General features: G+C 33.5%; 28 protein-coding genes and 1 pseudogene. 15 read left to right on the forward strand and 14 right to left on the reverse strand.

The features are described from left to right. The first annotated feature begins 5 nt into the window (after nucleotides 1-5). On the forward strand, nucleotides 6-2,753 hold the full coding sequence (locus ACVCXO_RS15300) for a PD-(D/E)XK nuclease family protein (RefSeq protein ID WP_452230464.1): 2,748 nt from the start codon (nucleotides 6-8) through the stop codon (nucleotides 2,751-2,753). After that, nucleotides 2,753-3,595: an alpha/beta hydrolase family protein gene (locus ACVCXO_RS15305; protein WP_452230465.1), complete on the forward strand. Its 843-nt coding sequence runs from the start codon at nucleotides 2,753-2,755 to the stop codon at nucleotides 3,593-3,595. The genes ACVCXO_RS15300 and ACVCXO_RS15305 overlap by 1 nt, the downstream gene beginning before the upstream one ends. Here the strand turns inward: ACVCXO_RS15305 and ACVCXO_RS15310 are convergent. The 3 genes and pseudogenes from ACVCXO_RS15310 to ACVCXO_RS15320 form a co-directional block, all read right to left on the reverse strand. Further along, nucleotides 3,592-3,939 (reverse strand): annotated as a pseudogene (locus tag ACVCXO_RS15310) (response regulator). The gene ACVCXO_RS15305 and the pseudogene ACVCXO_RS15310 sit on opposite strands and share 4 nt — an antisense overlap. Nucleotides 3,940-3,963: 24 nt before the next feature. Further along, nucleotides 3,964-4,110 carry a hypothetical protein gene (locus tag ACVCXO_RS15315; RefSeq protein WP_452230466.1) on the reverse strand — a complete coding sequence of 49 codons (147 nt, stop codon included), beginning with the start codon at nucleotides 4,108-4,110 and terminating at the stop codon, nucleotides 3,964-3,966. Nucleotides 4,111-4,242: 132 nt separating this feature from the next. Then, nucleotides 4,243-5,037 carry a universal stress protein gene (locus tag ACVCXO_RS15320; protein WP_452230467.1) on the reverse strand — a complete coding sequence of 265 codons (795 nt, stop codon included), beginning with the start codon at nucleotides 5,035-5,037 and terminating at the stop codon, nucleotides 4,243-4,245. 84 nt (nucleotides 5,038-5,121) lie between these two features. Between ACVCXO_RS15320 and ACVCXO_RS15325 the strand changes: the two genes are divergently transcribed. Both ACVCXO_RS15325 and ACVCXO_RS15330 read left to right on the forward strand, forming a co-directional pair. Beyond that, entirely contained in the window at nucleotides 5,122-6,456 is a 1,335-nt protein-coding gene (locus tag ACVCXO_RS15325) for an MATE family efflux transporter (protein WP_452230468.1), read from the forward strand. Nucleotides 6,457-6,483: 27 nt separating this feature from the next. Further along, the gene (locus ACVCXO_RS15330; RefSeq protein WP_162838502.1) at nucleotides 6,484-6,651 is read left to right on the forward strand and encodes a hypothetical protein; all 168 of its coding nucleotides are present in this window, start codon (nucleotides 6,484-6,486) and stop codon (nucleotides 6,649-6,651) included. A gap of 110 nt (nucleotides 6,652-6,761) precedes the next feature. Here the strand turns inward: ACVCXO_RS15330 and ACVCXO_RS15335 are convergent, their stop codons facing one another. Beyond that, the gene (locus ACVCXO_RS15335) at nucleotides 6,762-7,403 is read right to left on the reverse strand and encodes a 2OG-Fe(II) oxygenase (protein ID WP_452230469.1); all 642 of its coding nucleotides are present in this window, start codon (nucleotides 7,401-7,403) and stop codon (nucleotides 6,762-6,764) included. Nucleotides 7,404-7,509: 106 nt separating this feature from the next. On the opposite strand from ACVCXO_RS15335, the gene ACVCXO_RS15340 reads away from it, so the two are divergent. The 3 genes from ACVCXO_RS15340 to ACVCXO_RS15350 all read left to right on the forward strand — a co-directional run bounded on the left by ACVCXO_RS15340 (nucleotide 7,510) and on the right by ACVCXO_RS15350 (nucleotide 9,160). Further along, a complete protein-coding gene (locus ACVCXO_RS15340; protein ID WP_452230470.1) occupies nucleotides 7,510-7,962 on the forward strand; it encodes a 6-pyruvoyl trahydropterin synthase family protein in 453 nt (150 codons plus the stop codon). Between the two features lie 129 nt (nucleotides 7,963-8,091). Further along, complete coding sequence (locus tag ACVCXO_RS15345; protein ID WP_452230471.1) at nucleotides 8,092-8,853, forward strand: UDP-2,3-diacylglucosamine diphosphatase; 762 nt, start codon at nucleotides 8,092-8,094, stop codon at nucleotides 8,851-8,853. A 4-nt stretch (nucleotides 8,854-8,857) separates the two neighbouring features. Continuing rightward, nucleotides 8,858-9,160: a DUF3784 domain-containing protein gene (locus ACVCXO_RS15350; RefSeq protein WP_452230472.1), complete on the forward strand. Its 303-nt coding sequence runs from the start codon at nucleotides 8,858-8,860 to the stop codon at nucleotides 9,158-9,160. 7 nt (nucleotides 9,161-9,167) lie between these two features. On the opposite strand, the gene ACVCXO_RS15355 is transcribed toward ACVCXO_RS15350, so the two are convergent. The 6 genes from ACVCXO_RS15355 to ACVCXO_RS15380 all read right to left on the reverse strand — a co-directional run bounded on the left by ACVCXO_RS15355 (nucleotide 9,168) and on the right by ACVCXO_RS15380 (nucleotide 14,268). Then, nucleotides 9,168-9,791, reverse strand: coding sequence for a hypothetical protein (locus tag ACVCXO_RS15355; RefSeq protein WP_452230473.1), 624 nt, complete (start codon nucleotides 9,789-9,791; stop codon nucleotides 9,168-9,170). Between the two features lie 146 nt (nucleotides 9,792-9,937). Beyond that, the gene (nrtS, locus tag ACVCXO_RS15360; protein ID WP_452230474.1) at nucleotides 9,938-10,177 is read right to left on the reverse strand and encodes a nitrate/nitrite transporter NrtS; all 240 of its coding nucleotides are present in this window, start codon (nucleotides 10,175-10,177) and stop codon (nucleotides 9,938-9,940) included. 66 nt (nucleotides 10,178-10,243) lie between these two features. After that, nucleotides 10,244-11,512 (reverse strand): MFS transporter, encoded by a 1,269-nt coding sequence (locus ACVCXO_RS15365; protein ID WP_452230475.1) that lies wholly within the window; start codon nucleotides 11,510-11,512, stop codon nucleotides 10,244-10,246. Between the two features lie 3 nt (nucleotides 11,513-11,515). Further along, on the reverse strand, nucleotides 11,516-13,207 hold the full coding sequence (gene recJ / locus ACVCXO_RS15370; RefSeq protein WP_452230476.1) for a single-stranded-DNA-specific exonuclease RecJ: 1,692 nt from the start codon (nucleotides 13,205-13,207) through the stop codon (nucleotides 11,516-11,518). A gap of 26 nt (nucleotides 13,208-13,233) precedes the next feature. Next, nucleotides 13,234-13,845 (reverse strand): GNAT family N-acetyltransferase, encoded by a 612-nt coding sequence (locus tag ACVCXO_RS15375; protein ID WP_452230477.1) that lies wholly within the window; start codon nucleotides 13,843-13,845, stop codon nucleotides 13,234-13,236. After that, nucleotides 13,846-14,268 (reverse strand): OsmC family protein, encoded by a 423-nt coding sequence (locus ACVCXO_RS15380; protein WP_452230478.1) that lies wholly within the window; start codon nucleotides 14,266-14,268, stop codon nucleotides 13,846-13,848. 141 nt (nucleotides 14,269-14,409) lie between these two features. On the opposite strand from ACVCXO_RS15380, the gene ACVCXO_RS15385 reads away from it, so the two are divergent. Further along, a complete protein-coding gene (locus tag ACVCXO_RS15385) occupies nucleotides 14,410-15,000 on the forward strand; it encodes a carboxymuconolactone decarboxylase family protein (protein ID WP_452230479.1) in 591 nt (196 codons plus the stop codon). A gap of 95 nt (nucleotides 15,001-15,095) precedes the next feature. Here the strand turns inward: ACVCXO_RS15385 and ACVCXO_RS15390 are convergent, their stop codons facing one another. The 4 genes from ACVCXO_RS15390 to ACVCXO_RS15405 are packed head-to-tail and all read right to left on the reverse strand — an operon-like array spanning nucleotide 15,096 to nucleotide 17,478. Beyond that, nucleotides 15,096-15,665 (reverse strand): uracil-DNA glycosylase family protein, encoded by a 570-nt coding sequence (locus ACVCXO_RS15390; protein ID WP_452230480.1) that lies wholly within the window; start codon nucleotides 15,663-15,665, stop codon nucleotides 15,096-15,098. A gap of 19 nt (nucleotides 15,666-15,684) precedes the next feature. Then, complete coding sequence (locus ACVCXO_RS15395; RefSeq protein ID WP_452230481.1) at nucleotides 15,685-16,029, reverse strand: HopJ type III effector protein; 345 nt, start codon at nucleotides 16,027-16,029, stop codon at nucleotides 15,685-15,687. A gap of 43 nt (nucleotides 16,030-16,072) precedes the next feature. Then, complete coding sequence (gene rsmI / locus ACVCXO_RS15400) at nucleotides 16,073-16,750, reverse strand: 16S rRNA (cytidine(1402)-2'-O)-methyltransferase (protein WP_452230482.1); 678 nt, start codon at nucleotides 16,748-16,750, stop codon at nucleotides 16,073-16,075. Beyond that, a complete protein-coding gene (locus tag ACVCXO_RS15405; RefSeq protein ID WP_452230483.1) occupies nucleotides 16,750-17,478 on the reverse strand; it encodes a hypothetical protein in 729 nt (242 codons plus the stop codon). The genes rsmI and ACVCXO_RS15405 overlap by 1 nt, the downstream gene beginning before the upstream one ends. Before the next feature lie 117 nt (nucleotides 17,479-17,595). On the opposite strand from ACVCXO_RS15405, the gene ACVCXO_RS15410 reads away from it, so the two are divergent. From ACVCXO_RS15410 to ACVCXO_RS15440, 7 genes are all read left to right on the forward strand, one after another. Next, nucleotides 17,596-18,243: a thymidine kinase gene (locus tag ACVCXO_RS15410; protein WP_452230484.1), complete on the forward strand. Its 648-nt coding sequence runs from the start codon at nucleotides 17,596-17,598 to the stop codon at nucleotides 18,241-18,243. Further along, a complete protein-coding gene (gene alr / locus ACVCXO_RS15415) occupies nucleotides 18,236-19,342 on the forward strand; it encodes an alanine racemase (RefSeq protein WP_452230485.1) in 1,107 nt (368 codons plus the stop codon). Before ACVCXO_RS15410 ends, alr begins: the two co-directional genes overlap by 8 nt. A gap of 86 nt (nucleotides 19,343-19,428) precedes the next feature. Further along, nucleotides 19,429-19,833 carry a large conductance mechanosensitive channel protein MscL gene (mscL, locus tag ACVCXO_RS15420; protein WP_452230486.1) on the forward strand — a complete coding sequence of 135 codons (405 nt, stop codon included), beginning with the start codon at nucleotides 19,429-19,431 and terminating at the stop codon, nucleotides 19,831-19,833. 171 nt (nucleotides 19,834-20,004) lie between these two features. Continuing rightward, the gene (locus ACVCXO_RS15425; RefSeq protein ID WP_452230487.1) at nucleotides 20,005-20,994 is read left to right on the forward strand and encodes an aspartate-semialdehyde dehydrogenase; all 990 of its coding nucleotides are present in this window, start codon (nucleotides 20,005-20,007) and stop codon (nucleotides 20,992-20,994) included. Nucleotides 20,995-21,092: 98 nt separating this feature from the next. Then, nucleotides 21,093-22,184 (forward strand): hypothetical protein, encoded by a 1,092-nt coding sequence (locus ACVCXO_RS15430; protein ID WP_452230488.1) that lies wholly within the window; start codon nucleotides 21,093-21,095, stop codon nucleotides 22,182-22,184. Between the two features lie 11 nt (nucleotides 22,185-22,195). Beyond that, on the forward strand, nucleotides 22,196-24,655 hold the full coding sequence (locus ACVCXO_RS15435; protein ID WP_452230489.1) for an FG-GAP-like repeat-containing protein: 2,460 nt from the start codon (nucleotides 22,196-22,198) through the stop codon (nucleotides 24,653-24,655). A gap of 87 nt (nucleotides 24,656-24,742) precedes the next feature. After that, nucleotides 24,743-26,911 (forward strand): prolyl oligopeptidase family serine peptidase, encoded by a 2,169-nt coding sequence (locus ACVCXO_RS15440; protein ID WP_452230490.1) that lies wholly within the window; start codon nucleotides 24,743-24,745, stop codon nucleotides 26,909-26,911. The last annotated feature ends 63 nt before the right edge of the window (nucleotides 26,912-26,974 follow it).

The following is a 26,974-nucleotide window of genomic DNA, read 5'->3' on the forward strand; positions in this document are numbered from 1 at the left end:
ATAGAATGACAACATTCATTCTAGATGTATTACAAGATTTACAAAAAAGGAACAAAGATTTATCTTCATTAACCTTTGTTCTACCCAGCAAACGTGCTGGTATATTCTTAAAACACCAAATTGCGCAAATAGTCAATCAGACAATTCTATCTCCAAAAATAATTAGTATTGAAGAGTTTGTAGAAGATTTATCACAATTAAAAAAAACATCCAATACAGAGCTTCTATTTGTATTTTATAAAGTCTATTTAGAATTAACTAAAAAAGAAGAACAGGAAGGCTTTGATTCTTTTTCCAATTGGGCCCAAATATTACTTCAAGATTTTAATGAAATAGATAGATATCTCATTCCGCAAGAAAAAATATTCAACTATCTAAGTGCTATCCAAGATTTAAAACATTGGTCTTTAGAAGAACCTAAATCTGATTTTATAAAAAAATATCTTTCCTTTTGGAATAAGCTAAACCAATACTATACCAAGTTTGCGGAACAGCTTTTACAAAACAAAACAGGATATCAAGGTTTAATATATAGAGAAGCTGTGGAGAACTTAGAATCCTACATTCAAAGTAACTCAGAAAAACAACATATATTTTTAGGTTTTAATGCGCTAAATAAAGCCGAAGAAAATATTATCCAAGAATTACTACAAAATGAAATGGCCGAAATTTTTTGGGATATTGACCAGAAATTTTTCGATAATCCATATCATGATGCTGGCTTATTTACTAGACAACACCATAAAAACTGGAAATACTTCACAACGCATCCTTTTCACTGGAAAACAAATAACTACACACAACAAAAAAACATAGAAGTAGTTGGTATACCTAAAAACATAGGTCAAGCCAAATACATAGGTACGCTTTTAAAAGAATTAAAAGAAAAAGATCCCGCTTTACAAAAAACGGCAGTTGTACTTGCCGACGAAAATCTACTAACGCCAACATTAAACGCGTTGCCAGAATCTATTGATGCCTTAAACATCACCATGGGTTTTCCATTACAATCCATTCCGCTAGCCTCCTTATTTGAGCAAATTTTTCAAGTACACAAAAAAGCAAGTCATACATTTTACTATAAAGATGTTATCGCTATTATTTCGCATCAATTTATTAGACCATTACTCAACACCAATAATGTAGATGTAGCTTCCAAAATCACGCAAACCATATTAAGTAATAATTTAGTGTATTTAACGGTAGATCGTTTAAAAGAACTTTCAGTTACCTCAACAGATATACTAGAATTGTTATTTGTTATAAAAGAAAATAGTGTAGAAAACATTCTTAAAAACTGTTCCGACCTAATTTTAGGTATTAAAGAAAATTTAGATCTCAACAAAGAATTAAACAAACTGTCTTTAGAATATTTATTCCGCTTTAACGAGCTCTTTAACGAACTTTCTAGCCTTAATGCTAGTTACAGTTATATTAAAGATTTAAATACACTTCACGGTATTTATAAAGAGCTTTTAAGTTCTGCAACCCTAGATTTTCAAGGTGAACCGTTACAAGGCTTACAAGTTATGGGAATGTTAGAATCTCGTGTTTTAGATTTTGAAACGGTCATTATAGCTTCCGTAAATGAAGGCGTACTTCCTTCGGGGAAAACCAACAACTCTTTTATTCCTTTTGATGTTAAAATAGAAAACGAACTACCAACATACAAAGAAAAAGATGCGGTCTACACCTATCACTTTTACAGATTGCTACAACGCGCTAAAAACGTATATATTCTATATAACACAGAAGCCGATGTATTAACTGGCGGTGAAAAAAGTAGATTTATTACGCAATTAGAATTGGAAGGAGACCATACCATAAATCACCAAATTGTAACTCCAAAAGTAGAAGCTTGTTTTACAGAATTATTAGAAATAAAGAAAACGGAAGCCATACAAAATAAGTTAAAAGCTGTTGCAGAAAAAGGTTTCTCTCCTTCTTCATTAACCAACTACATGAGGAATCCTATAGATTTCTATTATCAGAAAGTATTAGGGATTAAAGAACAGGAAGATGTGGAAGAAAGTATTGCTTTTAATACACTTGGTACCGTTGTACATAATACATTAGAAGATTTATATACCGATTTCATTGGTCAACTTTTAACTGCGGAAGGTTTAGATAAACAAAAATCTAAAATTACCGAAAGAGTTACCTATCATTTTGAAAATGAATACAAAGAAGGAGATATTAATACCGGGAAGAACCTCATCATTTTGGAAATTGCAAAACGCTATGTCCTTAATTTTTTAAATTTAGAAATTACAGATGTAAAACAAGGAAATGAAATAAAAATCATCTCTTTAGAAGCCAACAATAGAACCCCAATTTCCATACCAGAATTAGGATTTACCATTAACCTTACAGGGAAAGTAGATCGTGTAGATATGTACAATGGCGTTACCAGAATTATGGACTACAAAACAGGTAAAGTATTATCTAATCAAGTGGAAATTTCTAATTGGGAAGATCTAACCACAGACTATAAAAAATACAGTAAAAGTTTTCAAGTGCTTCTGTATGCTTATATGATGATGCAAGAAAAGAAAGTAACATTCCCGTTGGAAGCAGGTATTATTTCCTTTAAAAATTTAAGTGCAGGATTTTTAAAATTTGCCGTAAAAGAAGGAAGAGCTAAAAATCAACTTATAACGGAAGAAACGATGCAACATTTTGAAATAGAACTCAAAAAGATCATTATAGAAATCTGTAACCCAGAAACTAATTTCATTGAAAAAGAAGTCTAATGATTCATAAAAACCAAATACTACAAAGAGATTCAAAAAAACCAATAGTTTGGGATGCCTTCTTCAAAGAGAACAATCATAAAAAACCATTGGTCATTTTCTGTCATGGCTACAAAGGTTTTAAAGATTGGGGAAGTTGGGATTTAGTTGCAAAAGCTTGTAGTGCTGCGGATTTGTTTTTCGTGAAATTTAATTTTTCGCATAATGGTGGTACTATAGAAAATCCTATTGATTTTCCAGATCTTGCCGCTTTCGCCGAAAATAATTATTCCAAAGAATTAGAAGATGTAGATAGTATATTAGACTACCTTCTGTCCGAAGAAAATGAATTCAGAAATCAAATAGACACCGAAAATGTTACCTTAATCGGACATTCAAGAGGTGGCGGAATTTCAATAATTAAAGCATCTGAAGATTCTAGAATAACCAAATTAATTACTTGGGCAAGTGTTAGTGGTTTCGGCAAACGAACCACAACAACCGGTGATTTAGACCAATGGAAAAAAGATGGTGTTAAGTATGTTTTAAATGGCAGAACCAAACAACAAATGCCTCACAACTACCAGTTTTATTTAGATTTTAAAGCAAATGAAAAGCGCTTTAATATCGAATTGGCTACTAAAAAAAACAGTATTCCTTTTTTAATTATTCATGGTGAAGAAGATCCTTCCGTGAAATTTACCGAAGCACTTCAGTTAAAGGCTTGGAAACCCGAAAGCATATTACTTCCTATAAAAGACTGTAACCACGTTTTTAATAGTTCGCATCCTTGGACCGAAAACACCATGTCTTCTGCTTTACAAACGATTGTAAATTCCAGTATTTCTTTTATAAAAAATTAAGCAATTTTTAAAACTGCGGTTTGGTAACAGGCAGAAATAGTTGTTAATAAAAGATGTTTGTTAATTGGTTTGGTTAAATAATCATTCATCCCAATATCTAAAACACGCTGCCTTGTTTTTTCCATAGCATCTGCGGTAACTGCAATTATTGGTATTTAGGTAATCGATTCTTTTAATATACCGTTTCTTATACTTTCTGTTGCTTCGTAACCATCCATAATTGGCATTTGTAAATCCATTAAAATAACATTAAATATTTCATTATTTAAAGCATCTATAGCTTCTTGTCCGTTATTTACAATAGTGCAACTTACATCTGAAAAATTCTTTAAAAGTTTCCCCATCACATTTGATTAAGCTTATTGTCTTCAACTATTAATATCTAAATCTTGCTTTTTTACATTCGCAAAAAAAACAGATTTATACAACGCATCTTCCCTTATTTCTGGATTAAATAACTCTTGAGCAATCACGGATGTGCTCACCAATAATGCTAAAATAAGTAGGTTTCTCATCGTTTTTGGGTTATGAGAATATAAAAAAAAAACGGTTTTACAAAACCCTTGATTTTAGATAAGAGCCCCATAAAACCTATGAATTACCAGAAAAAGATAATTCACTACTTAAAAGATTACGACTACAATTCTTTATTCTGCTCCTTTTAAAACTAGAAGAGGTACGCGACTTTCAAAATCTATTTTTTTAATGGTGTTTTGCTCCCAAAGCTTTTTAAAGAATCCTCTTTTGCGTCTAAAAACACAGATAACATCTGGATTATGTTGGTTTAAATGCTCTAAAACGCCCTGAAATAGCGTTCCGTTTTCCGAACTATTGTAAGAAGAAGTTAAAGCTTTTAAATCGCTATTTATCTCCGCATCTGCTAACGAAAAATCTTTCGTTTTTACTTGCAATAAATGCATCGTAGATCCAAAAGTTTTTATAATCTCTTGTAATGGTAATATTGCATTATTTTTTCTAACCACACCAGATTTTACTGCTGTTAAAATCTTGGATATAGATTTAAAAGCATATGCTTCTGGTATAACTAAAACAGGAATATCTGTTTGTTTAACAATGCTTCCTGGTGTTCTTCCTAAAAAATAACTTTCTTGTAAATCATTAGGTCGCTGCCCTACAATTATTAAATCAACTCCTAATTCTTTATGTATAGCATCTATACTATCTACAACGCCTCCTTTTGCAGATATTATTTTAATAGTTACATCTTTTTTATCTATTTGGTCTACAACCTCCTTCACATTTGCAACCTGCTCCCTAGCAACAATACTATCTATATTTATAACTGTTCCTGCCTTTGGAGCCAAACTAAAGGATCTGAAAACAAAAACGTTTGCTTGCATAACTTGTGCAAAGTCAATAGCATATTGCAAAGTGAATTTTGCATTACTAGACGAACCAATAGGAACTAAAATATTCTTCATTACTTATTATTTAGACTGCAAAAATACAGATTTTATAATAAATAGTTGCGACCTTTATACTTTCTAAAATTTAAATTTAAACTATTGCCTACCAATATAAACCTGAAACAGATAAATAAACTTGCAATTCCCGCATTAATAGCAGGCGTTTCAGAACCTATTCTATCTTTGACAGATACTGCTATTGTAGGTAATATACATATAAACGCCACCGAGTCTTTAGCTGCAGTAGGTATTGTTGGCGCTTTTATATCTATGCTTATTTGGGTCTTGGGACAAACAAGAAGTGCAATATCTTCTATCGTTTCACAATATGTTGGTGCAGATAATGTAGAAGCGGTTAAAAACCTTCCAGCACAAGCTATATTTATTATTACCTCTCTAAGTGTTTTAATAATTATAGGGACCTATCCTTTTGCGCAAAGTATTTTTAAACTGTATAATGCTTCGGGATTAATTCTTGACTATAGTGTAGATTATTATAAAATTCGCGTTTTCGGATTTCCTTTCACCCTATTTACCATTGCTGTTTTTGGGACTTTTAGAGGTTTACAAAACACCTATCACCCAATGCTAATTGCAATAATTGGCGCTTCGGCAAACATTATTTTAGATTTTATTTTGGTTTATGGTATCGAAGGATATATTCCTGCAATGCACATTAAAGGTGCCGCCTATGCAAGTGTTATTGCTCAGTTTTTAATGGCTATTTTTTCGGCATATTACCTACTAACAAAAACGAATATTCCACTACGTTTTAGCTTCCCTTTTCATCCGGAAATCAAACGATTTATAGGTATGATTCTTAATTTGTTTGTACGTACACTTGCCTTAAATGTTACCTTATATTTTGCGAGTGCCTTTTCTACAAGCTATGGTAAACAATATATTGCGGCCTATACCATTGCTATAAACTTATGGTTTCTTGGTGCTTTTATTATTGATGGTTATGCGAGTGCAGGAAATATTTTATCTGGAAAATTAATAGGAGGAAAAGAGTACGGAAATTTAATTCAATTGAGCAATAAGTTAATAAAATACGGCATTATTCTAGGAATCACTATTGCAATACTAGGCGCTCTTTTATATTATCCTTTAGGAACCCTATTCACGAAAGACCCGCAAGTTTTAAAAGAATTCTACAACATATTCTGGATCGTATTACTCATGCAACCACTTTGTGCATTAGCCTTTATTTTTGACGGCATGTTTAAAGGTTTAGGTAAAATGAAGATTCTTAGAAATGTACTACTCTTTTCTACCTTTGTAATCTTCTTGCCAATTCTGTTTTGGTTAGATGCTTTAGACTATAAATTATACGGTATTTTTATTGCTTTCACCCTTTGGATTATCGCCAGAGGATTACCATTAATAATAAAATTTAGAAAAGAATTTTTACCACTTTCGCAAAAGACGTAACTTTACCGAAAGTTAATAGAATATAAAATGAAGTTTTTAGCTGTTTTACAAGAAGTAGACATCAATGAAAAAATAAATAGTGCTCCAGATGCTAATTACGGAATCGGCGTATTTATTGGATCTATGCTACCTTTTGTAGTACTAGTAGCACTTGCTTATTTTATATATAGATACAATAAAAACAAAAAAGAATAACACAATAAAACATGGAAATATTAAGTTTTTTAAGCGGAAACGGTTTTTTTTTAGTGCTAGGAATAGCCTTAGTTATCATCTATTTTTATAACCGAAACAAACGCAGATAATTATCTCGTTTTTAACCAACCTGTAATACTCAATCGCTCTGTATGTACAGGTTTTACTTCGTGTTCTATAATCTGGCTTTCAAAGATTACTACACGTCCAGGAAACGGATAAATAATCTTTTCGGTTTCTACACCGTTTTCATCTAAATACAATACGAGTTCGCCACCGTTTTCTGGCATCCAACCGTCTTCGTTTAAATAACAAACAAAAGATAGTTTTCGTCTATCATCATTTTGAAACGTATCGATGTGGCGTTTATAAAATGTGTTTTTAGGATACAATGCGTAGTGAAACTCTTTATGTAAAATCCCTAAAAAACAGGTTTTGTTTAAGTAACTAACAAGGCTATTTATTTTATTGAAAAATAACTGTTCGTAAGCATCTGCTTTGCTTTCGTCCATCCACAAAATAATATCTCCACGAATAGCTTTTTCTATGGTTTCATTAACACGATTACCAATAGCCGCCTTTTTAAAAGCATCTAATTCGTGTTTTTCAATTAAAGATTGTCTAAAAATTAAAACTTCTTCTGCAGTAAAAAAATCCTCAACAATACTATATTGTTTCGCTAATAAATCTTCAATAACACCTTCATACAAAGGGTTTTCAGTAAACACAAGCTCCTCAAATATTTGCTTCATAACTTTCGCCTTTATCATCTATATTTTTAACAAAAGCGAGCAAATGTAATCTAAAAAGCGATTCCTTTTACAAAATGAATATCTTTGCATCGAAATGCACAAAACAATGAGTAATATTAGAATTACAAAACAGTTCTCTTTCGAGACAGGACACGCGCTTTATGGTTATGACGGTAAGTGTAAAAACGTACATGGCCATAGCTACAGATTATTTGTAACCGTTATTGGTAAGCCAATCACAGATGCTACCAATGCAAAATTTGGGATGGTTATCGATTTTAGCGATCTAAAAAAAATAGTGAAAGAAGATATTGTCGAAGTTTTTGATCACGCGACCGTTTTTAATAAAAACACGCCACATCTAGAACTAGCAAAAGAATTATCTGCTAGAGACCACAATGTTCTTTTGGTAGACTACCAGCCAACGAGTGAAATGATGGTGATAGACTTTGCTGCCAAAATAAAAAGACGTTTGCCAGAAAACATAAAATTACATTCTCTAAAACTGTCAGAAACAACTAGCTCTTATGCAGAGTGGTATGCTAGTGATAATCTGTAATGATTAAATCATTATGGCGTTACCTAAAGGTCAGGCTTTCGCAAGTCGCTCTTTGCAAGGAGCTCCAACAATTGCTCCATCCTTAACGCGGCATCCAGTTAACTAACAAACATTTTTTATATTTACAGTATGCAAATTCCAGAAGGAAAAAAAATATATTTCGCAAGCGATAATCATTTAGGAGCTCCTACAAAAGAAGCCTCTTTACCTCGCGAAAAAAAGTTTGTCGCTTGGTTAGATCACGTGAAAAAAGATGCAGCAGCTATTTTTCTTTTAGGAGATATGTTTGATTTCTGGGTAGAATATAAAAACGTAGTTCCAAAAGGCTTTACAAGAACCTTAGGGAAACTTGCCGAAATATCCGATTCCGGAATACCAATCTACTACTTTGTTGGTAATCATGATTTATGGATGGATGGCTATTTTGAAGAAGAACTAAACATTCCGGTGTATCACAAACCAAAAGAATTTACCTTTAACAATAAAACTTTTTTTATTGGTCATGGCGATGGTTTAGGTCCAGAAGATAAAGGCTACAAACGCATGAAAAAAGTATTTACCAACCCAATATGCCAATGGTTCTTTAAACGTGTTTTACATCCAGATTTTGCCATGCGAATCGGACAATACCTATCGGTAAAAAACAAACTTATTTCTGGTGATGATGACGCTAAATTTCTAGGGAATGATAACGAATGGTTGGTACAATATTGCAAACGAAAACTAGAAGATAAGCACAGCGATTTTTTTGTGTTTGGTCATAGACATCTTCCTTTAGATATAGACCTAGAAAACAACGCAAAATACGTGAATCTTGGCGATTGGATTCAATATTATACCTATGGTGTTTTTGATGGGGAAAATATGATTTTAAAAACCTATAATCCATAAAATCATGCTTATAACTGCTTTTATATTTATTCTTTTAGGTGCATTAATAAAGTACGGAAAATGCTATTTTTTAATTGCAGGTTACAATACCTTGACTAAAGAAGAAAAAGAAAAGTACCATATAGAAGGCATTGCAACCCTTTTTAGAGATGTGATGTTTGGTATGGCTATTTTAATTATCATTGGTTATTTCGCTTCCAAATGGTTAGAAAATGCTAATCTACAGAACATCTTTTTCTATATTTCTATTGGTATCGGAATTCCTTATTTATTGATAAAATCCAATTCAAAAAAATATAAAAAATAGATGTTTACTATAATTTATAACCTATTCGTACATGCAGGTTAACAGAAGTTCCAAAAAAATCATCATTACCATACGTAGTATCTCCTGTGCCATCATTGTTTTCTGAGTTATCTACTAAAAAAGCATTAATACTACCACCTCCTTTACTAAAATATCCTATTCCAAAACCAAACCCTAATTCGAAATTAAAATTTTTGCCAATATTCTTCCTAGCTCCAATAGTTGGGATAAAAGAAATACTAGGGTTTTCACTACCGGCATCTTCACGCTTTGGTAAACTGAAAAAATCTGGTTTCAAACTTAATTGAAACGCTAAAAAAGAACCGCTATTTGCATCTATTCGTTTCCCATTCGCTAATCTGCTTTCTAAATTAAAATACCAGCGTGGTTCTAAAGAAATTACTGGTGCTAAAAATAATCCATCGATAGTACCCGAATAATCAAACAAACCTAACTCGGTACGCAGCACCCATTTCGAGTTTAATTTGGATTCATTATATCCCCAAACTCCCCAAAACCCTGTTTGGATTCCGTAAAGTGATTTTTCAACACTTGCTTCTTGCGACTGCAATGTACTAGTAGAAAGTATTACTATTAATAAGCAATATGTTGTAATGGAGCGTATTTTCATTTTAAGTTTTTTTACATAATTATAATAATTAGTGTAAAAAAAATACCAAAGTAAACATGAGGTATGCTTAGTTCATTACATATGTATTAAAAACAAACGAGGTTTTAGAGAAGAAAGCCCAAAATATGTATGGGTTTAAAAAAAGGTTACTGTTTATCACGCTCCAATTTCACCTTTACCGAGGCATAAGTAGAAACCATATAAGGCACTGAAAAAGTCACAAAAAACTTTAAAAGATTTAATTGCTTAAAATCTAAAGCAATAAGTTTTTCGCCTTGATTTATCAAATTCAAAACGCAGCCAACAACTATAGCTACTTTTATGGAGGATATAACGATTTCCCTTTCAGAAGCAATTTTAACTGCTTTATTTACTTTACGTATCATGCCGCAAAGATATATACTTTAAATAAAAAAGCAACTTCCTTTTTATTGCTGTGCATAGATTTCAAATTATTCTGCGTTTTCGTGTTCCTCAATATCCTTGGTTAAATCTAATTTTCTAAACGTAGGCGAAACAATTGCAGTCGTAATAACAGTAATTAAGGTCATGGTTCCTCCAAAAACAACTGCCGTTGCTGTTCCCATAAGTTTCGCTGTTACACCACTTTCAAAAGCACCAAGTTCATTACTAGAACCTACAAACATAGAGTTTACCGAAGACACACGACCTCGCATATTATCGGGTGTTTTAATTTGTAAAATAGTTTGACGTATCACCATAGAAACGCCATCGGTGACACCGCTAAAAAACAAAGCACCAACCGACAACCAAAATGAAGTAGATAGCCCAAAAATAACAATACATATTCCGAAACCAAAAATAGCGACCAATAATTTCATTCCTGCATTTTTACTAATTGGTATATACGCGGTAATTAACATGGTTATAAAAGCACCAACGGATGGTGCTGCAACTAAAATACCAAATCCTTGTGGTCCAACTTTTAAGATATCTTGCGCAAAAATAGCCAACAAAGCAACTGCACCCCCAAATAATACGGAGACCATATCTAATGTTAAAGCACCTAAAACAGCTTTTGTTTTAAAAACAAAATGTACACCTTCTTTTAAACTTTGCATCATTGGCTCCCCAATTTTATCGTTAAGAATAGGCTTCCTTTTTATTTGAAATAAGAATACTAAGGAAACTAAAACGAGTGCAAAAACAATACATAAAGAATAATGTACACCAAGCCAACCAATGGAGAACCCGGCAAAAGCAACACCTAAAACACGAGACATTTGCCAAGTAGAACTATTCCATGTTGCGGCATTCGCATATATTTTTTTAGGTACAATTAAAGCAACTAATGAAAATATGGTTGGCCCGAAAAAGGAACGTAAAAATCCGCCAAAAAACACCAGTCCGTAAATAGTATAGAGAATACTCTTTTTAGACCAAGAGCTAATAACTTCTGGAGAGGTTAACCAGAAAAGGCAAAAGCTAATTAACGAAAAAGCAGCAATACAAATTGCAAGCAGATTTCGTTTTTCTTTTTGGTCTACAATATGACCTGCAAATAGTGCCATGGCTAATGCTGGAATAATTTCCATTAAACCAATAATACCAAGAGATAAAGGGTCTTTTGTTAGCTCATACACTTGCCATTCTATTACTATAAATTGCATAGACCATGCAAAGATTAATGCAAAACGAACTAGTAAAAAAATATTAAACTCTTTAATTCGCAATGCTGCATACGGATCTTTTTTTGCCATAAGTTATGCTTTGATATCTCTTAATTTTAATTGTAGTGAGACATTTCCTTTCCACTCATTTTCATCCACAGAATAGACTGCTTTAAATGGTTTTCTATCTTTTACTAAATCTATTTTGTTTCCTAAGCCAAAACCAATACAAACCATTTTATTTGCTTTTGGTTGGGTTACTGTAATTCGTAAATGTTTATCGTCTTCACCAACACATTTTCCGTAACCGGTATCTTTTAAATTTTCGGTAACAAAAATTGGTGTCATATTTCCTGGTCCGAAAGGTCCAAACTGACGCATAATACGCATTAATTTATCATTCACTTGATGTAAATCGATCTGTCTGTCGATTTTAATTTCTGGTGTTAATAAGGATTTGTCTATCGTTTTAGAAACGACATCTTCAAAAGCCTGTTTAAAAGCTTCGTAGTTTTCTTCTTTCAGTGTTAAACCTGCAGCATATTTATGACCCCCAAATTGTTCGATGTGTTCCGCGCAAGCTTCCAAGGCATTGTACACATCAAAACCAGAAACGGATCGTGCCGAAGCTGCCAATTTATCGCCACTTTTAGTAAAAACTAATGTTGGTCTATAATAGGTTTCAATTAATCGAGAAGCCACAATACCAATAACGCCTTTGTGCCAAGTTTCATGGTAAACAACAGTAGTAAAACCTTCCTGTTCTTTTTGTTCTTCAATTTGCTCCAGAGCTTCTTCTGTAATTCGTCGATCTGCATCTTTTCTGTCGGTATTAAATTCTTCTATTTCGGCGGCATATTTTTCCGCTAAAGGAAAATCCATTTCGGTTAATAAAGTAACCGCATAATTACCATGCTTCATTCTTCCCGCTGCATTTATTCTTGGCGCAACGGTAAAAACTACATCTGTAATGGTGAGGTTTGTTTTTTTAACTTGGTTGATAATGGCTTGAATTCCTGGTCTCGGATTGGCATTAATAACTTGCATTCCAAAATACGCAAGCACTCTGTTTTCTCCTGTAATAGGAACAATATCTGCTCCAATTGCGGTAGCTACCAAATCTAGATATTCGGTGAGATCTTCTACGGTTTTATTTTCTTTGGAAGCTAAAGCCTGAATGAGTTTAAATCCAACACCACAACCACAAAGTTCTTTATACGGATACTTGCAATCTTCTCTTTTAGGATCTAAAACAGCAACCGCATCGGGTAATTTATCTCCCGGTCTGTGGTGATCACAAATAATAAAATCAACACCTTTTTCTTTTGCGTATGCCACTTTATCGATGGCTTTTACACCACAATCTAAAGCGATAATTAAGGAGAAATCATTGTCATTTGCAAAATCAATTCCGAGGTAAGAAACACCATAACCTTCTTCATAACGATCTGGAATATACGTTGCAACACTATCGATTCTAGTTTTTAAATAGGAAGACATTAATGCTACAGAAGACGTACCATCTACATCATAATCGCCAAATACCAATATATTTTCACCTTTAGCAAAAGCGGCTTCAATTCTTGCCACTGCTTTATCCATATCTTTCATTAAGAATGGATCATGCAAATCATTTAAGTTTGGTCTAAAAAAGGTTTTCGCCTCTTCATAGGTTTCTATTCCTCTTTGTAAAAGTAAAGCAGCAACCACCTCATCTACTTGCAGTGCTTTTTGTAGAGCTTCTAGTTTTTTTGCTTCCGGTTTTGGTTTTAATGTCCAACGCATATACTAATATAGAAAATTTTCGCTATTTATTTTATAGAATGCATCAACTTTAATTGGAGTGCTTCTTTTTTAGAACGTTTCCATTCTTCTTTTAAAATGCTAAATAAAACAGCATCGCTTCTATCTTTACTATTTTCTGCAGGAAACAGACTTCTAAATCTACCTTCTTCCACGCAACCAACACTTTTCATCGCAGCAATACTTCTTACATTATCTGCATAAGCACCTAAACCAATACGTTCAAATCCTATCTTTTCAAAAGCAAATTGAAACAATACATACTTGCAATGTTTATTTAATCCTATTCCTTGGAATTTTTCACCATACCAAGTAAAACCTAATCTAGTTGCATTAAAGTCGCTATTTATATCGCAAAATCTTGTACAACCTGCAACTTCATTGGTTCTTTTATCGATAACAATAAAAGGATATTCTTTTTGGTTGTTTCTAGCTTCAATGGTTGAAGTAATATATTTTTTGAGATTTAATTTCCCATTACCTTTTACAAAAGAATACTCCCAAATATTAGGCTCTTCAGAAATGGCAAGTAAAAGATTTACGTCCGAAATTTTTAAAGGACGAAGCAGTACCACTTCATCTTCTAAAATATATTCTTCAGAAAAATTAAATGCAATCATTTACTTATTATGATAATGAATAGATGTTTTTACTGTTGCAAACTGACGAAACATTTCCATAACACCACAGTATTTATCTACAGATAAATCGACTGCTTTTTTAATTTTAGATTCGTTTAAATCTTTACCCGTAAAATGATATTCTACAGTTACAGTATGATAATATTTTGGATGTTCGTCTGTTAGTTCTCCTTCAACGGTCATATAAAAACCTTCCACAGAAGCTTTCATTTTATCTAAAACAGAAACCACATCTAAACCAGAGCATCCTGCTAAAGAAGATAACATCATTGCTTTTGGACGTAAGCCTGAACTATTCCCTCCATTTTCTTTACTAATATCCATTAGCACAGTGTGTCCACTTGGATTATCAGATTCGAAAAGCATGTTTCCATTCCAAATGGTTGTAATTTTATCAGACATATTATAAGATTTTTTTGTTTCTTGTGTAAGATTATTTTAATAAATAAGACACAATCTACATCTATCTATTTATTCTAACAAAGTTAGATTCTATGAGAAGATGTTTATTGTACCTTCAAAAATACTACTAAATAAAATATTATGCCATTAGTTACGCCATTATCTGCAGACCACGATTTAGAAACCAAAAAGCTAGCAGAATTCTTTAATGAAACACTTGGGTTTTGCCCGAACTCTGTATTAACCATGCAACGTCGCCCTGCGATTAGCAAGGCTTTTATAAATTTAAATAAAGCCGTTATGGCTAATGAAGGAAGAGTAACCTCCGCCTTAAAACGTATGATTGCTTGGGTTTCCAGTAATGCTACTGGATGTAGATATTGCCAAGCACATGCTATTCGCGCCGCAGAACGTTATGGTGCAGAACAAGAACAACTAGATAATATTTGGGAATACAGAACACATCCTGCTTTTAACGAAGCAGAACGTGCGGCTTTAGATTTTAGTTTAGCCGCTAGTCAAGTTCCAAATGCTGTAGATGCAACGATACAAAAACGTTTACATGAACACTGGGACGAAGGTGAAATTGTAGAAATGCTTGGTGTTGTTTCCTTATTTGGTTATTTAAACCGATGGAATGATTCTATGGGAACCACTTTGGAAGGAGACGCTATTGAAAGCGGAAATCAATTTTTAGGAAAACATGGATTTGAAGTTGGGAAACACGTGTAGTTCCTGCGAAGGCAGGAATCTGCTTAAATAAATATTTAACATTTCATTTTAGAAAAAAAAAGGAAAACCTTGCTAGAGATAGTGAGGTTTTTGTTTTATAAAATCTTCTGAATTACCTTCTGCAACTCAGGAACAACATCTACCTCAAACCAAGGATTCTTACTCTTCCAGAATCGATTATTTGGTGAAGGATGCGGCATAGGAAAATACTTTGGCAAATATCCTTTGTAATTAACAACCGTTTCGGTTAGTGTTCTTTTAGCGTCTTCTTGTAAATAATACTTCTGCGCATACAGACCAATTAATATCACCAACTCTAAATTTGGCATTTCCTTTAAAAGTGCCTCATGCCATTGAGGAGCACATTCTTTTCTTGGTGGTAAATCTCCTGTTTTCCCTTTTCCCGGATAACAAAAACCCATGGGCATTATGGCAAATTTGGTTTCATCATAAAAATCTTCATCGGTAACGCCCAACCATTTTCGTAATTGTCTTCCGCTAGGATCATTCCATGCAATTCCTGTTTTATGCACGCTCGTTCCTGGCGCTTGTCCGATAATTATTATTTTGGCTTTCGGATTTGCTGTTACTATTGGTCTTGGACCAAGTGGTAAATGTGCTTCGCAGATATCACATTGTCTTATTTTATGTAGTAAATCTTCCATGTAATAAAAAATAACATTTTTACTTTTTCACCAAAGGAGCACCGTCAAAATGCAAACCTTCAAATCCAGTTTTTAGGAAGTTTCTAATATTTTGATGTCCGTCACCATTTGGATTTTTTAATACATCCTCAAAATAAAATTGGCCAAAACAAGCTAAAGTTTCTTCTTTAGATAAACCTTCGGATTTTGCAAAAGCAAACAATTTACAAGATCCAGAATTTTGTCCTTCTTCGTTTTCCAAATCTCCATTTTTAAAGGCTTTTGGTGTAAATATATACTGCGCTTCAATAAGTTCCATCGTTTCCGAAAACGCAATAGATTCTGGTGTTGTTTTTAATTTATTTTTGAATGTATGGATGTCCATATTTAGCTATTCCAATGCTTTTCATAAAAACAAAAAGAGAAATTTATTTTTTTGAATTTCCGGCAACCACAACTACAATTTCGCCTTTTGGTGGTTTATTAGTATAATGCTCTAAAACTTCTTTTGCGGTTCCACGAATCGTTTCTTCATATAGTTTAGTTAATTCTCTAGAAACGGAAACTTGTCTTTCTTCCCCAAAATATTCGCAAAAATGAGCAAGTGTTTTTATTAGCTTGTGCGGACTTTCATAAAAAATCATGGTTCTAGTTTCTTCAGCAAGAATCAAAAAGCGAGTTTGACGTCCTTTTTTAACTGGTAGAAAGCCTTCAAAAACAAACTTATCATTTGGCAAACCACTATTTACTAATGCTGGTACAAATGCTGTTGCTCCTGGTAAACAATCTACCTCAATACCATTTTCGACACACGCTCTGGTTAGTAAAAATCCAGGATCTGAAATCGCCGGAGTTCCTGCATCACTAATTAAAGCAATAGTAATTCCCGATTTTAATTTTTGAATTAATGCTTCGACCGTTTTATGCTCGTTATGCATGTGGTGGCTTTGCATATGCGTGCCAATTTCAAAGTGCTTTAAGAGTTTACCTGAAGTTCTAGTGTCTTCCGCTAAAATAAGATCTACTTCTTTTAAAATTTCGACAGCTCTAAAGGTGATATCTTTAAGGTTACCTATTGGCGTTGGTACAATATATAATTTACTCATTATTCAAACTTGCTTTCAATAAGTTCTAAAAGACGCGCTTCTACATCTTCTTTACCAATCCAATTGTTATAATCTGGTTTTACCATGTTTTGAATAAAATTTTGTGCATCTGCAAAAGATTCAGAGGTATTTATTTGTGAAATTACGCGTTCGTAATCTTCATTTTTACCATCAAAAAGATGCTTTATAAAAGCTATTTTATCGTTTAATCCAATTTGCAAAGCACCCACTTTAAGTTTTTCGTTTAGCGATTTTTTTTCGTTGGTTTTATTTACTTTTTCAAAAACAGGCATTTCGGTGAAGTCGGCAGTAATTTCTTCAAAATCGTTTTTATGAAATTGTGTTTTTGGAATTACAGTTTCTAAAAAATCATCTATTTGATGTGTCTCGCTAGGCATTTGCGCAACGATATCTTTTATTTTTTCAGTAGCATGCTCCATGATAGGCTCATTTTCATTCTCATCCATGTTAATATAGGTTCTATCTTCGATCTCTATATTATCACTCACTTTATTATTAAAAGCGGTATCTAACATTCCGAAAAAAGAAGAATCGTTTCCAATGGTTGGTAAACTATCTTCAAAGTTTTCTTGTGCAAACTTTAAAACAGTCAGTTTTTCATAAAGCGAAGCAACTTCTTCATGCATTCTATTCACATCTTCTTTTCCTTTTAGTTTTAAAATTCTATGAGCAATACTCATTAATTCAGATTCTAACTTCTTCTTCATGACATATTAATTTTTATTTTTCGAATATAATGCAATTTAGCCTTTTGATTTTTAATAAATTTGCGCCACCTTTATGCAAACGAAAAACAAGTTTCGTTGCAGTGATAAAATTACAAAATGTTTCTTGAAAATACAGTAAATCAAAAAGAACAATTTGGTTGGATTGAAGTAATCTGCGGATCCATGTTCTCTGGTAAAACCGAAGAACTAATTCGAAGACTTAAACGCGCACAATTTGCAAAGCAAAAAGTCGAGATTTTCAAACCAACTATAGATGTGCGTTATGACGAAGAAATGGTAGTATCTCACGATGCTAACGAAATTCGCTCTACTCCAGTTCCAGCAGCTGCTAATATTCCTATTTTAGCAGACGGTTGTGATGTGGTTGGTATTGACGAAGCACAGTTTTTTGATGATGAAATTGTACGTGTTTGTAACGATTTAGCAAACAAAGGTATTCGTGTTATTGTAGCCGGTTTAGATATGGATTTTAAAGGAAATCCTTTTGGACCAATGCCAAACCTTATGGCAACAGCAGAATATGTTACCAAAGTACATGCTGTTTGTACAAGAACCGGTAATTTGGCACAATACAGTTTTAGAAAATCACTGAATGACAAGTTGGTTTTACTTGGTGAAACAGAAGAATATGAACCTTTAAGTCGTGCTGCATACTACAAAGCTACTATGCGTGAAAAAATAAAATCTATGAAAGTGGAAGATGCCGAAGAGGTTTCTACTAAAGAAAACAAACCCAATGTCTAAAGTTCAAGAAACAACCCTTGAAATAGATTTAAAAGCGCTTTCCCATAACCACAAACATCTTAAATCTAAGCTTCAACCTAAAACCAAATTTTTAGCTGTTGTTAAAGCCTTTGCTTATGGTAGCGATGCGGAAGAAGTAGCAAAACATCTTCAAGATCTAGATGTCGATTATTTTGCAGTAGCTTATATTAACGAAGGTGTTGCGCTTCGGGATGCAGGAATTACTAAACCAATTCTGGTATTACATCCACTGTCTGTAAATTTTCAAACCCTTTTGGATCGTTGTTTAGAACCCAGTATTTATAGCCTTAAAATTTTAAAAGAATTTATAGCGGTTGCTGCCGAAGAAAAACAACAAAATTATCCTATTCATATAAAATTCAATACCGGATTAAATAGATTAGGTTTTAATGCCGAAGAAATAGATGAAATCATTCCGCTATTAAAAAGTAATGCTTCGGTAAAAGTAACCTCTATCTTTTCGCATTTAGCTGCTAGCGAAGATTTAAATGAAAAGGAGTTTACTTTAAATCAAATAGAGAAATTTAAAAATATTGCTGCAATTTTCAGTAAAAAAATAGAATATCAGCCTTTACTTCATATGTGCAATACTTCCGGAATATTAAATTATCCAGAAGCACATTTTGATATGGTTAGAAGTGGAATTGGTTTATATGGTTTTGGTAATTCGGAAAAAGAGAACCAAAATTTTAAACCTATTTCTGCCCTTAAATCTGTCATTTCACAAATTCACACTATAAATAAAGGAGAATCTTTGGGTTATAACAGAGCATATACAGCAACTAAAACTACAAACACGGCAACCATACCAATTGGTCATGCAGATGGTATTGGTAGACAATATGGAAATGGCGTTGGTTTTGTTACTATAAACGACCAAAAAGCGCCTATTGTAGGTAATGTTTGTATGGACATGATCATGGTAGATGTAACCAATTTAAACTGTAATGAAGGAGATGAAGTTATTGTTTTTGGAAAGCACCCAACTGCCGAAATTTTAGCAAATAAAACCAATTCTATTTCTTACGAGTTACTAACTTCTATATCTCAACGTGTAAAAAGAGTATTTCATCGTTAAAAACTGCTTGTAGCGAATTAAATTCTTATATTTTGTTAAAATTTTAACTAATTTTACATTAAATAATTAACTATAAAACACATATCATGTTAAAAGAATTTAAGAATTTCATTATGACAGGAAACGTTATTGATTTCGCAGTTGCGGTAATCATGGCTGGAGCTTTAGGCGCGGTTATTAACGGATTTGTATCTAAAATTGCAATGCCTCTTATTGGTTTAGTAACTGGAGGAAAAAGTTTCTCTGACAACTTTTGGACTCCTGGGGATGAAGTATACAAAACTGTTGCTGCTGCTAAAGAAGCAGGTGTTGCTGCTGTAGAATATGGCGCATGGATTGACACTATTATTAGCTTACTAGTAGTTGGTTTTGTAATGTTCTTACTTGTAAAAGCATACAATAAAACTAAAAAACCAGTAGAAGCTGCTGCTCCTGCAGGACCATCTCAAGAAGATTTACTTGCAGAAATTAGAGATTTATTAAAAAAGTAATCTATTTTAATAAAAACACCATAATTATATAATATTCATATAATTACTAAAAAAGCCTCCTTTTATTTAAAATGGGGCTTTTTTTACTCCCTATTTTTAACAAAAAAAACCTTGTATATTAAGTGTTTGCATTAATAAATGCTATAATTTTGCATACTAAATTGTATTAAAATGAAAGTAGCTGTAGTTGGTGCCACAGGAATGGTTGGCGAAGTGATGAGACAAGTACTAGTAGAACGTAATTTTCCAGTAACAGAATTTATTCCTGTTGCATCGGAAAGATCTGTTGGTAAAGAAATTGAATTCCACGGAAAAAACTATACCATTGTTGGTTTACAAACAGCTGTAGACATGAAACCAGACATTGCAATATTTTCTGCAGGAGGAAGCACCTCTTTAGATTGGGCTCCAAAATTTGCAGAAGTAGGAACGGTAGTTATAGATAATTCTTCTGCTTGGAGAATGGATCCAACAAAAAAATTAGTAGTTCCAGAAATTAATGCAAAAGAACTTACTAAAGAAGATAAAATTATAGCAAACCCTAATTGCTCTACTATTCAATTAGTATTAGCATTAGCGCCATTACACGCTAAATACAAAATGAAACGCGTTGTTATCTCTACCTATCAATCGGTTTCTGGTACAGGAGTTAAAGCGGTACAGCAATTAGAAAATGAAATAAACGGAATTGAAGGAGAAATGGCTTATCCATATCCTATTGGCAGAAATGCATTACCACATTGTGATGTATTTGAAGAAAACGGATACACAAAAGAGGAAATGAAACTCGCTAGAGAACCTCAAAAAATATTTAATGACAGAACTTTTTCTGTAACCGCAACCGCTGTTAGAATACCAACTGCTGGTGGACATTCAGAATCGGTGAATGTAGAGTTTGAAAAAGATTTCGATTTAAAAGACGTTAGACAACTACTAAGTGAATCTTCAGGTATTGTTGTTCAAGATAATCCAGCTACAAACACCTATCCAATGCCAATTTTTGCACACGGAAAAGATGACGTTTTTGTTGGTAGAATTAGAAGAGATGAAACACAACCCAATACATTAAACATGTGGATTGTTGCAGATAATTTACGAAAAGGTGCTGCAACTAATGCGGTTCAGATTGCTGAGTATTTAGTAGAAAATCATTTGGTTTAAGTCGGCAAAGCAACTTTTACAGATAAATTACTGTAATTCAACTTGTTTAATCTTTAGTTTCTAGAAAAAGCACTATCTTAATAGCCATTTTTAAACCTATGGCTAAAAATTTACTTTCTGTTTTTTATTGTTTTTTTCTCTGCACACTTTTTTATTCTTGTGGGGCAGATGATAATTATATTCCAAACGAAGAACCAGAAATTTCACCTGTAGTTTTTGATATTACGCAAGTACCATATGCCACACTTTCTGAGTATCATTTTTTTGAAGGAGATATAAAAAACCTAAATCCAGTATATGGTGTATTACCCTACGATTTAAGTTCCGCTCTTTTTTCAGATTATGCACAAAAAAAACGCTTTATCTGGATGCCTAAAAATGTGAAAGCAGCATACAATGGTGACGATAACATTCTTAAATTTCCTATTGGCACCATCTTAATTAAAAACTTCTATTACAATAACGTGCTACCTAGTAATGAAACAAAGCTAATAGAAACTAGATTACTGATCAATAAAGCAGATGGTTGGAGCTTTTTAAATTACATTTGGAACGACACGCAAACGGAAGCTATTTTCGACTTATCTGGAGGTGTAGTACCCACAGACTGGAATGAAGGGGCAGAAACAAAGCACGTAGAATACAGAATACCAAGCGCATCGCAATGTCATACTTGCCACAAAACAGGAGACACTTCTATACCCATTGGCCCAAAACCTAGAAATTTAAATATCGCTTATAATTATGGAAATGGAGCGATTAATCAATTACAAAAATGGGCAGCATTTGGCTACTTAGCAGAAAACTATCCTTCTAATATAACAACACTTCCTAATTGGGAAGACGAAACACTTTCATCATCTTTGAGAGCAAGAGCCTATCTAGATATTAATTGCGCGCATTGCCATTCAGAAGAATCACATTGTGCTTATAGACCTATTCGATTCAATTTCGATGCTACTTCAAACCCTACAAATTTTGGGGTTTGCGTTGTGCCAGATGACAATATTGATGGTGGATTAACACATATCGTAGAACCACGAGACATAAGAAAATCTGTATTGTTCTATAGATTAAACGAAACAGAAGAATCTATTAGAATGCCACTATTAGGCAGAACACTTAGACATATTGAAGGGCTTCAATTAGTTGAAGCGTGGATAAACTCATTAACTATACAATGTAACTAAAACCAAAAAAAATGAAAAAAATTACACTTGTACTTATACTAATTCTATGTAGCTTTTTTGCTACAGGTCAAGTATTAAACCAAAATGCAAACTGGCCAAACACGAATTGGGATTTAGATGGCACTTATAATCCAGCACCTCTAATATTTACTGGAAACCCAACGGTAGCTGGAGGAGCTTCAAGCTTTTCTTTTGACGACGACGAAGGAGGTGGAAGTTCAGATAATAATATAGGAGTACAATCTCCTACCATTAATTTAACGAACGCATTTAATGCTGGAGAAACAACCTTAATTGTATCCGCTACTTATGTTCTTAACGTTTATGATAATGAATCGTTACAGATGCAATACTGGAATGCAGATGCGAATGCTTGGGTAAATTGGGGAGCAACATATACCAATGACACAGCAAATGCGCCAATTGTAGATTATTGTGCTGGTGTGTCTCAAGCTTTTAACAGCGGTGAATTAGACTTTTCAAGTTTTACGAGTAATCAGCTTCAAAACTTTAGATATAGAATTTATTATGATGACAACGATTCTTTTGGTTATGGAATTTGTTTCGATTCTCCAAATATTTCCTCGGTACCACCTCCTAATTGCCCAAACATTGCGGACTTAAGAGCTTGTAATTTAACAGAAAATACCGCAGATATATATTGGACTCCAGGAAGTGATGAGGTTTCTTATCAAATTGCAATACAAACATTAGGCTCTGGAATACCAACTTCTGGAACAACAACAGCTACTAACAACCCATATGTGGTTACTGCTTTATCCACTAATTCTAATTACGAGGCTTATGTTAGAGGGCAATGTCTTGACGGAAGTGGTTTTAGTTCTTGGGTCAGCATCCCGTTTTCAACAGAAAACACACCGCCAACACCTGGAACTTTTATATTTACACAAGATAATAGTATTTCGATGTCTGGAACAAGTTATGCGGTAGTAGACATGAATAGTGATGGCCTAGATGATTTAATTGCGGCATCATCCTCTACACTTAATATAACCTACCAAAACGATGGTAGTTGTTTTGATGAAGTTGTTTATTCTGCACCTGCTAATTATGGTCCAGGATGGAGCATCGCGGCTGGTGATTTAGACGGTAATGGCTACAACGATTTATTATATGCTGCTGGAAACGGCGTATCCTTTATAACAGCCAATGCCGATGGTACTGCATATTCGCAAACGTTTAATACCTCCGATTATGTTTTCTCGCAACGGTCTAATTTTGTCGATATTAATAATGATGGAAATTTAGATGCATTTGTTTGTCATGATGTCGAGCCAAACGTATACTTTATTAATGATGGAGCTGGCGGACTAGATTATTATCAAGGAGCTTCTGCTGGTGTTTTACCAAATGGATTAGGAGTACATCCCAATGGCGGAAACTATGGAACGGTGTGGGTAGATTATGATAATGATGGGGATTCCGATATGTTTATTGCCAAATGCAGAGGAGGAAACGTTACTCATAAAATTAATGAACTTTGGAGAAATGATGGTAATGGTGTATTTAACAATGTTGCTGGAGATCCTGGAGTAAACCTTGCAGATCCTGTACAAACCTGGTCTTCAGCTTGGGCAGATTATGATAATGATGGCGATATGGATGCCTATATTGGTGCAAGTTCTGGTTCTGATGGAGGACACAAATACATGATAAATAATGGAGATGGTACTTTTTCAGATGCTACTGCTGCTGCAAATGTAGGCGACGCTCCTTACGGAATTGAAAATGCTCCGGCAGATTTTAACAATGATGGTTATGTCGATATTTTATCGAACGGAAGAATTTTACTAAATAATGGAGATAATTCTTTCTCTGTTATGAATAGTGGTATGCCCCCAAGTGGCGCTATTGGAGATCTTAATAATGATGGATTTCTAGATGTATTTAGAGGAAGTTTGTATTTAAATAATCCGAATGATAATAATTGGATTAAAATAAGAACGCAAGGAAATATAAGTAATGCGAATGGTATTGGCGCAAGAATTAAAATACAAACCCCTTCCGGAAATCAAATTAGAGATGTAAGAAGTGGTGAAGGTTTTCAATATATGAGTACTTTAAATGCGCATTTTGGACTTGGAACAGACACAGAAATTACAAACCTAACTATTACTTGGCCTTCTGGAACAGTAGATGTAATTTTCAATCCAAATATTAATGAAACTATCACAGTTATTGAGGGTGAAAACCCGCTTAGTGTAAATAATAATGTGCTAGAAGCCGACCTTAATATCTATCCAAATCCTGCAAAAGATTTGGTTACGATTAATTCTTCCATAGAATTAAACAATGCTGTGTATACGATATATGATATAACAGGAAAACAAATTTTAAACGGAAACTTAAAAGAGAATACTATTCATGTGTCCAAATTAAATTCTGGAATATATATCTTAAAAATTACCGTAGACGGAAAGCACAAAACACAAAAATTAATCAAGGAGTAAAACGATAAATCTTTCTTAAAAGCTCTACTATTCATTTATTAGAGCTTTTTTTATGCTATTTTTATACCGATTTAAATTTTACATATAATGCAAAAAATAACCCTTTGTTTAATTACACTAATTACCATAATGGCTTGTAAAGAAGAAAAGAAACAAGTAGAAAGAAACATTTCTGTTAACTACCCAGAAACAAAAAAAGCAGATACTATTACAAACTATTTTGGTGTAGATGTAAAAGATCCTTACCGCTGGCTTGAAGACGATAAAAGCACAGAAACAGAAAACTGGGTTAAGTCGCAAAACCAAGCAACATTCGGGTATTTAGACCATATTCCATATCGAAACGAACTAAAAGAACGTCTTGAAAAACTTTGGAATTATGAAAAAGTAGGCGCTCCATTTACCGAAGGAGATTACACTTATTTTTACAAAAACAATGGTTTGCAAAACCAATATGTCATTTACAGACATAAAAAAGGAAGTAATCCAGATACTGCTGAAGTATTTCTAGACCCTAATAATTTTTCGGAAGATGGTACCGTTTCCTTAGGAGGTACAAGCTTTTCTAAAGATGGAAAAACGTTGGCATATTCTATTTCTGAAGGAGGAAGCGATTGGAGAAAAGTTTTAATCCTGAATACCGAAACCAAAGAAATTACGGAAGACACTTTAGTCGATATTAAATTTAGCGGTATGTCTTGGTATAAAAACGAAGGGTTCTATTACTCCAGTTATGATAAACCGAAAGGAAGCGAACTTTCTGCAAAAACAGATCAGCATAAAGTATACTATCACAAACTTGGCACTCCTCAAAAAGAAGATGCACTTATTTTTGGTGGTACTCCTTCCGAAAAACACAGATATATTTATGGAAGCGTTACCGAAGATGATAAATACTTATTAATCTCACCAAGAGTTTCTACCTCTGGAAACAAACTTTATATCAAAGACTTATCCAATCCAAAAAATCCATTAGTAACCATTATAGATCATACAGATAGTGACACCTATGTTATAGATAATATTGGAAGCAAGTTATACTTAGTTACCAATTTAAATGCACCCAATCAAAAAATAGTAACTGTGGACGCAACTAATCCAACACCAGATAATTGGGTAGATTTAATTCCAGAAACGGGGTATGTTTTAAGTCCTTCAAAAGGAGGTGGATATTTCTTTACGGAATACATGGTAGATGCTATTTCAAAAATAAAGCAATATGATTACGAAGGAAAATTCATTAGAGACATCCAACTTCCAGGAGTAGGAAATGCTGGTGGTTTTGGTGGAAAAAAGGAAGAGAAAGTAGATTACTATTCCTTTACAAATTACAATACACCTGCCAGTATTTATAAATTCAATATAGATACTGGTGTATCCGAATTATACTGGAAACCAAACATCGATTTCAATCCAGAAAACTATACCAGTGAACAGGTGTTTTACAGTTCTAAAGATGGAACCAAAGTACCTATGATAATCACCTACAAGAAAGGTGTAGAACGCAACGGAAAAAACCCAACCATTCTTTATGGTTATGGCGGATTCAACATTAGCTTAAACCCAGCTTTTAGTATTGCCAATGCGGTTTGGATGGAACAAGGCGGAATTTACGCGGTTCCAAACCTTCGTGGTGGTGGAGAATATGGAAAAGAATGGCACAAAGCAGGAACAAAATTGCAAAAACAAAATGTATTTGATGACTTTATTGCTGCTGCCGAATACCTAATAGAAAATAAATATACTTCTTCCAACTATTTAGCAATACGAGGAGGTTCTAATGGTGGTTTATTAGTTGGAGCAACCATGACGCAACGTCCTGATCTAATGAAAGTGGCGCTACCTGCAGTTGGTGTATTAGACATGTTGCGTTACCATACCTTTACAGCAGGAGCTGGATGGGCTTATGATTACGGAACAGCAGAAGATAACAAAGAAATGTTTGAATATCTTAAAAACTATTCACCTGTACACAACGTAAAAGAAGGCGTACAATATCCAGCAACGATGATAACCACAGGTGATCATGATGATAGAGTGGTGCCAGCACACAGTTTTAAATTTGCTGCCGAATTACAAGACAAGCAAACAGGAAGCAACCCAACTTTAATACGAATCGAAACAGATGCAGGACATGGCGCAGGAACACCTGTTAGTAAAACCATAGAACAATATGCAGATACATTTGGTTTCATACTCTATAATATGGGATTTGATGTATTGCCTAGTAAATCCAACGAAAAAATAAAAGGATAGTTTTATTCTTTTGATAAATTAGACCTGTCCCGTTTTAATAACGGCACAGGTCTTGTAATTAAA

The sequence above is a fragment of the Lacinutrix sp. MEBiC02404 genome (assembly GCF_053601575.1).

Bases quoted from the DNA above. Each gene is read 5' to 3' on its own strand.
- rsmI (WP_452230482.1), bottom strand. From the start codon at position 16,750: ATGAGTAAATTATATATTGTACCAACGCCAATAGGTAACCTTAAAGAT.
- ACVCXO_RS15350 (WP_452230472.1), top strand. From the start codon at position 8,858: ATGCTTATAACTGCTTTTATATTTATTCTTTTAGGTGCATTAATAAAG.
- recJ (WP_452230476.1), bottom strand. From the start codon at position 13,207: ATGCGTTGGACATTAAAACCAAAACCGGAAGCAAAAAAACTAGAAGCT.
- ACVCXO_RS15300 (WP_452230464.1), top strand. From the start codon at position 6: ATGACAACATTCATTCTAGATGTATTACAAGATTTACAAAAAAGGAAC.
- ACVCXO_RS15380 (WP_452230478.1), bottom strand. From the start codon at position 14,268: ATGTCTGATAAAATTACAACCATTTGGAATGGAAACATGCTTTTCGAA.
- ACVCXO_RS15430 (WP_452230488.1), top strand. From the start codon at position 21,093: ATGGCTAAAAATTTACTTTCTGTTTTTTATTGTTTTTTTCTCTGCACA.
- ACVCXO_RS15320 (WP_452230467.1), bottom strand. From the start codon at position 5,037: ATGAAGAATATTTTAGTTCCTATTGGTTCGTCTAGTAATGCAAAATTC.
- ACVCXO_RS15355 (WP_452230473.1), bottom strand. From the start codon at position 9,791: ATGAAAATACGCTCCATTACAACATATTGCTTATTAATAGTAATACTT.
- ACVCXO_RS15365 (WP_452230475.1), bottom strand. From the start codon at position 11,512: ATGGCAAAAAAAGATCCGTATGCAGCATTGCGAATTAAAGAGTTTAAT.
- ACVCXO_RS15330 (WP_162838502.1), top strand. From the start codon at position 6,484: ATGAAGTTTTTAGCTGTTTTACAAGAAGTAGACATCAATGAAAAAATA.
- mscL (WP_452230486.1), top strand. From the start codon at position 19,429: ATGTTAAAAGAATTTAAGAATTTCATTATGACAGGAAACGTTATTGAT.
- ACVCXO_RS15390 (WP_452230480.1), bottom strand. From the start codon at position 15,665: ATGGAAGATTTACTACATAAAATAAGACAATGTGATATCTGCGAAGCA.
- nrtS (WP_452230474.1), bottom strand. From the start codon at position 10,177: ATGATACGTAAAGTAAATAAAGCAGTTAAAATTGCTTCTGAAAGGGAA.
- ACVCXO_RS15340 (WP_452230470.1), top strand. From the start codon at position 7,510: ATGAGTAATATTAGAATTACAAAACAGTTCTCTTTCGAGACAGGACAC.
- ACVCXO_RS15335 (WP_452230469.1), bottom strand. From the start codon at position 7,403: ATGAAGCAAATATTTGAGGAGCTTGTGTTTACTGAAAACCCTTTGTAT.
- ACVCXO_RS15440 (WP_452230490.1), top strand. From the start codon at position 24,743: ATGCAAAAAATAACCCTTTGTTTAATTACACTAATTACCATAATGGCT.
- ACVCXO_RS15425 (WP_452230487.1), top strand. From the start codon at position 20,005: ATGAAAGTAGCTGTAGTTGGTGCCACAGGAATGGTTGGCGAAGTGATG.
- ACVCXO_RS15410 (WP_452230484.1), top strand. From the start codon at position 17,596: ATGTTTCTTGAAAATACAGTAAATCAAAAAGAACAATTTGGTTGGATT.
- alr (WP_452230485.1), top strand. From the start codon at position 18,236: ATGTCTAAAGTTCAAGAAACAACCCTTGAAATAGATTTAAAAGCGCTT.
- ACVCXO_RS15435 (WP_452230489.1), top strand. From the start codon at position 22,196: ATGAAAAAAATTACACTTGTACTTATACTAATTCTATGTAGCTTTTTT.
- ACVCXO_RS15375 (WP_452230477.1), bottom strand. From the start codon at position 13,845: ATGATTGCATTTAATTTTTCTGAAGAATATATTTTAGAAGATGAAGTG.
- ACVCXO_RS15385 (WP_452230479.1), top strand. From the start codon at position 14,410: ATGCCATTAGTTACGCCATTATCTGCAGACCACGATTTAGAAACCAAA.
- ACVCXO_RS15405 (WP_452230483.1), bottom strand. From the start codon at position 17,478: ATGAAGAAGAAGTTAGAATCTGAATTAATGAGTATTGCTCATAGAATT.
- ACVCXO_RS15315 (WP_452230466.1), bottom strand. From the start codon at position 4,110: ATGAGAAACCTACTTATTTTAGCATTATTGGTGAGCACATCCGTGATT.
- ACVCXO_RS15305 (WP_452230465.1), top strand. From the start codon at position 2,753: ATGATTCATAAAAACCAAATACTACAAAGAGATTCAAAAAAACCAATA.
- ACVCXO_RS15345 (WP_452230471.1), top strand. From the start codon at position 8,092: ATGCAAATTCCAGAAGGAAAAAAAATATATTTCGCAAGCGATAATCAT.
- ACVCXO_RS15395 (WP_452230481.1), bottom strand. From the start codon at position 16,029: ATGGACATCCATACATTCAAAAATAAATTAAAAACAACACCAGAATCT.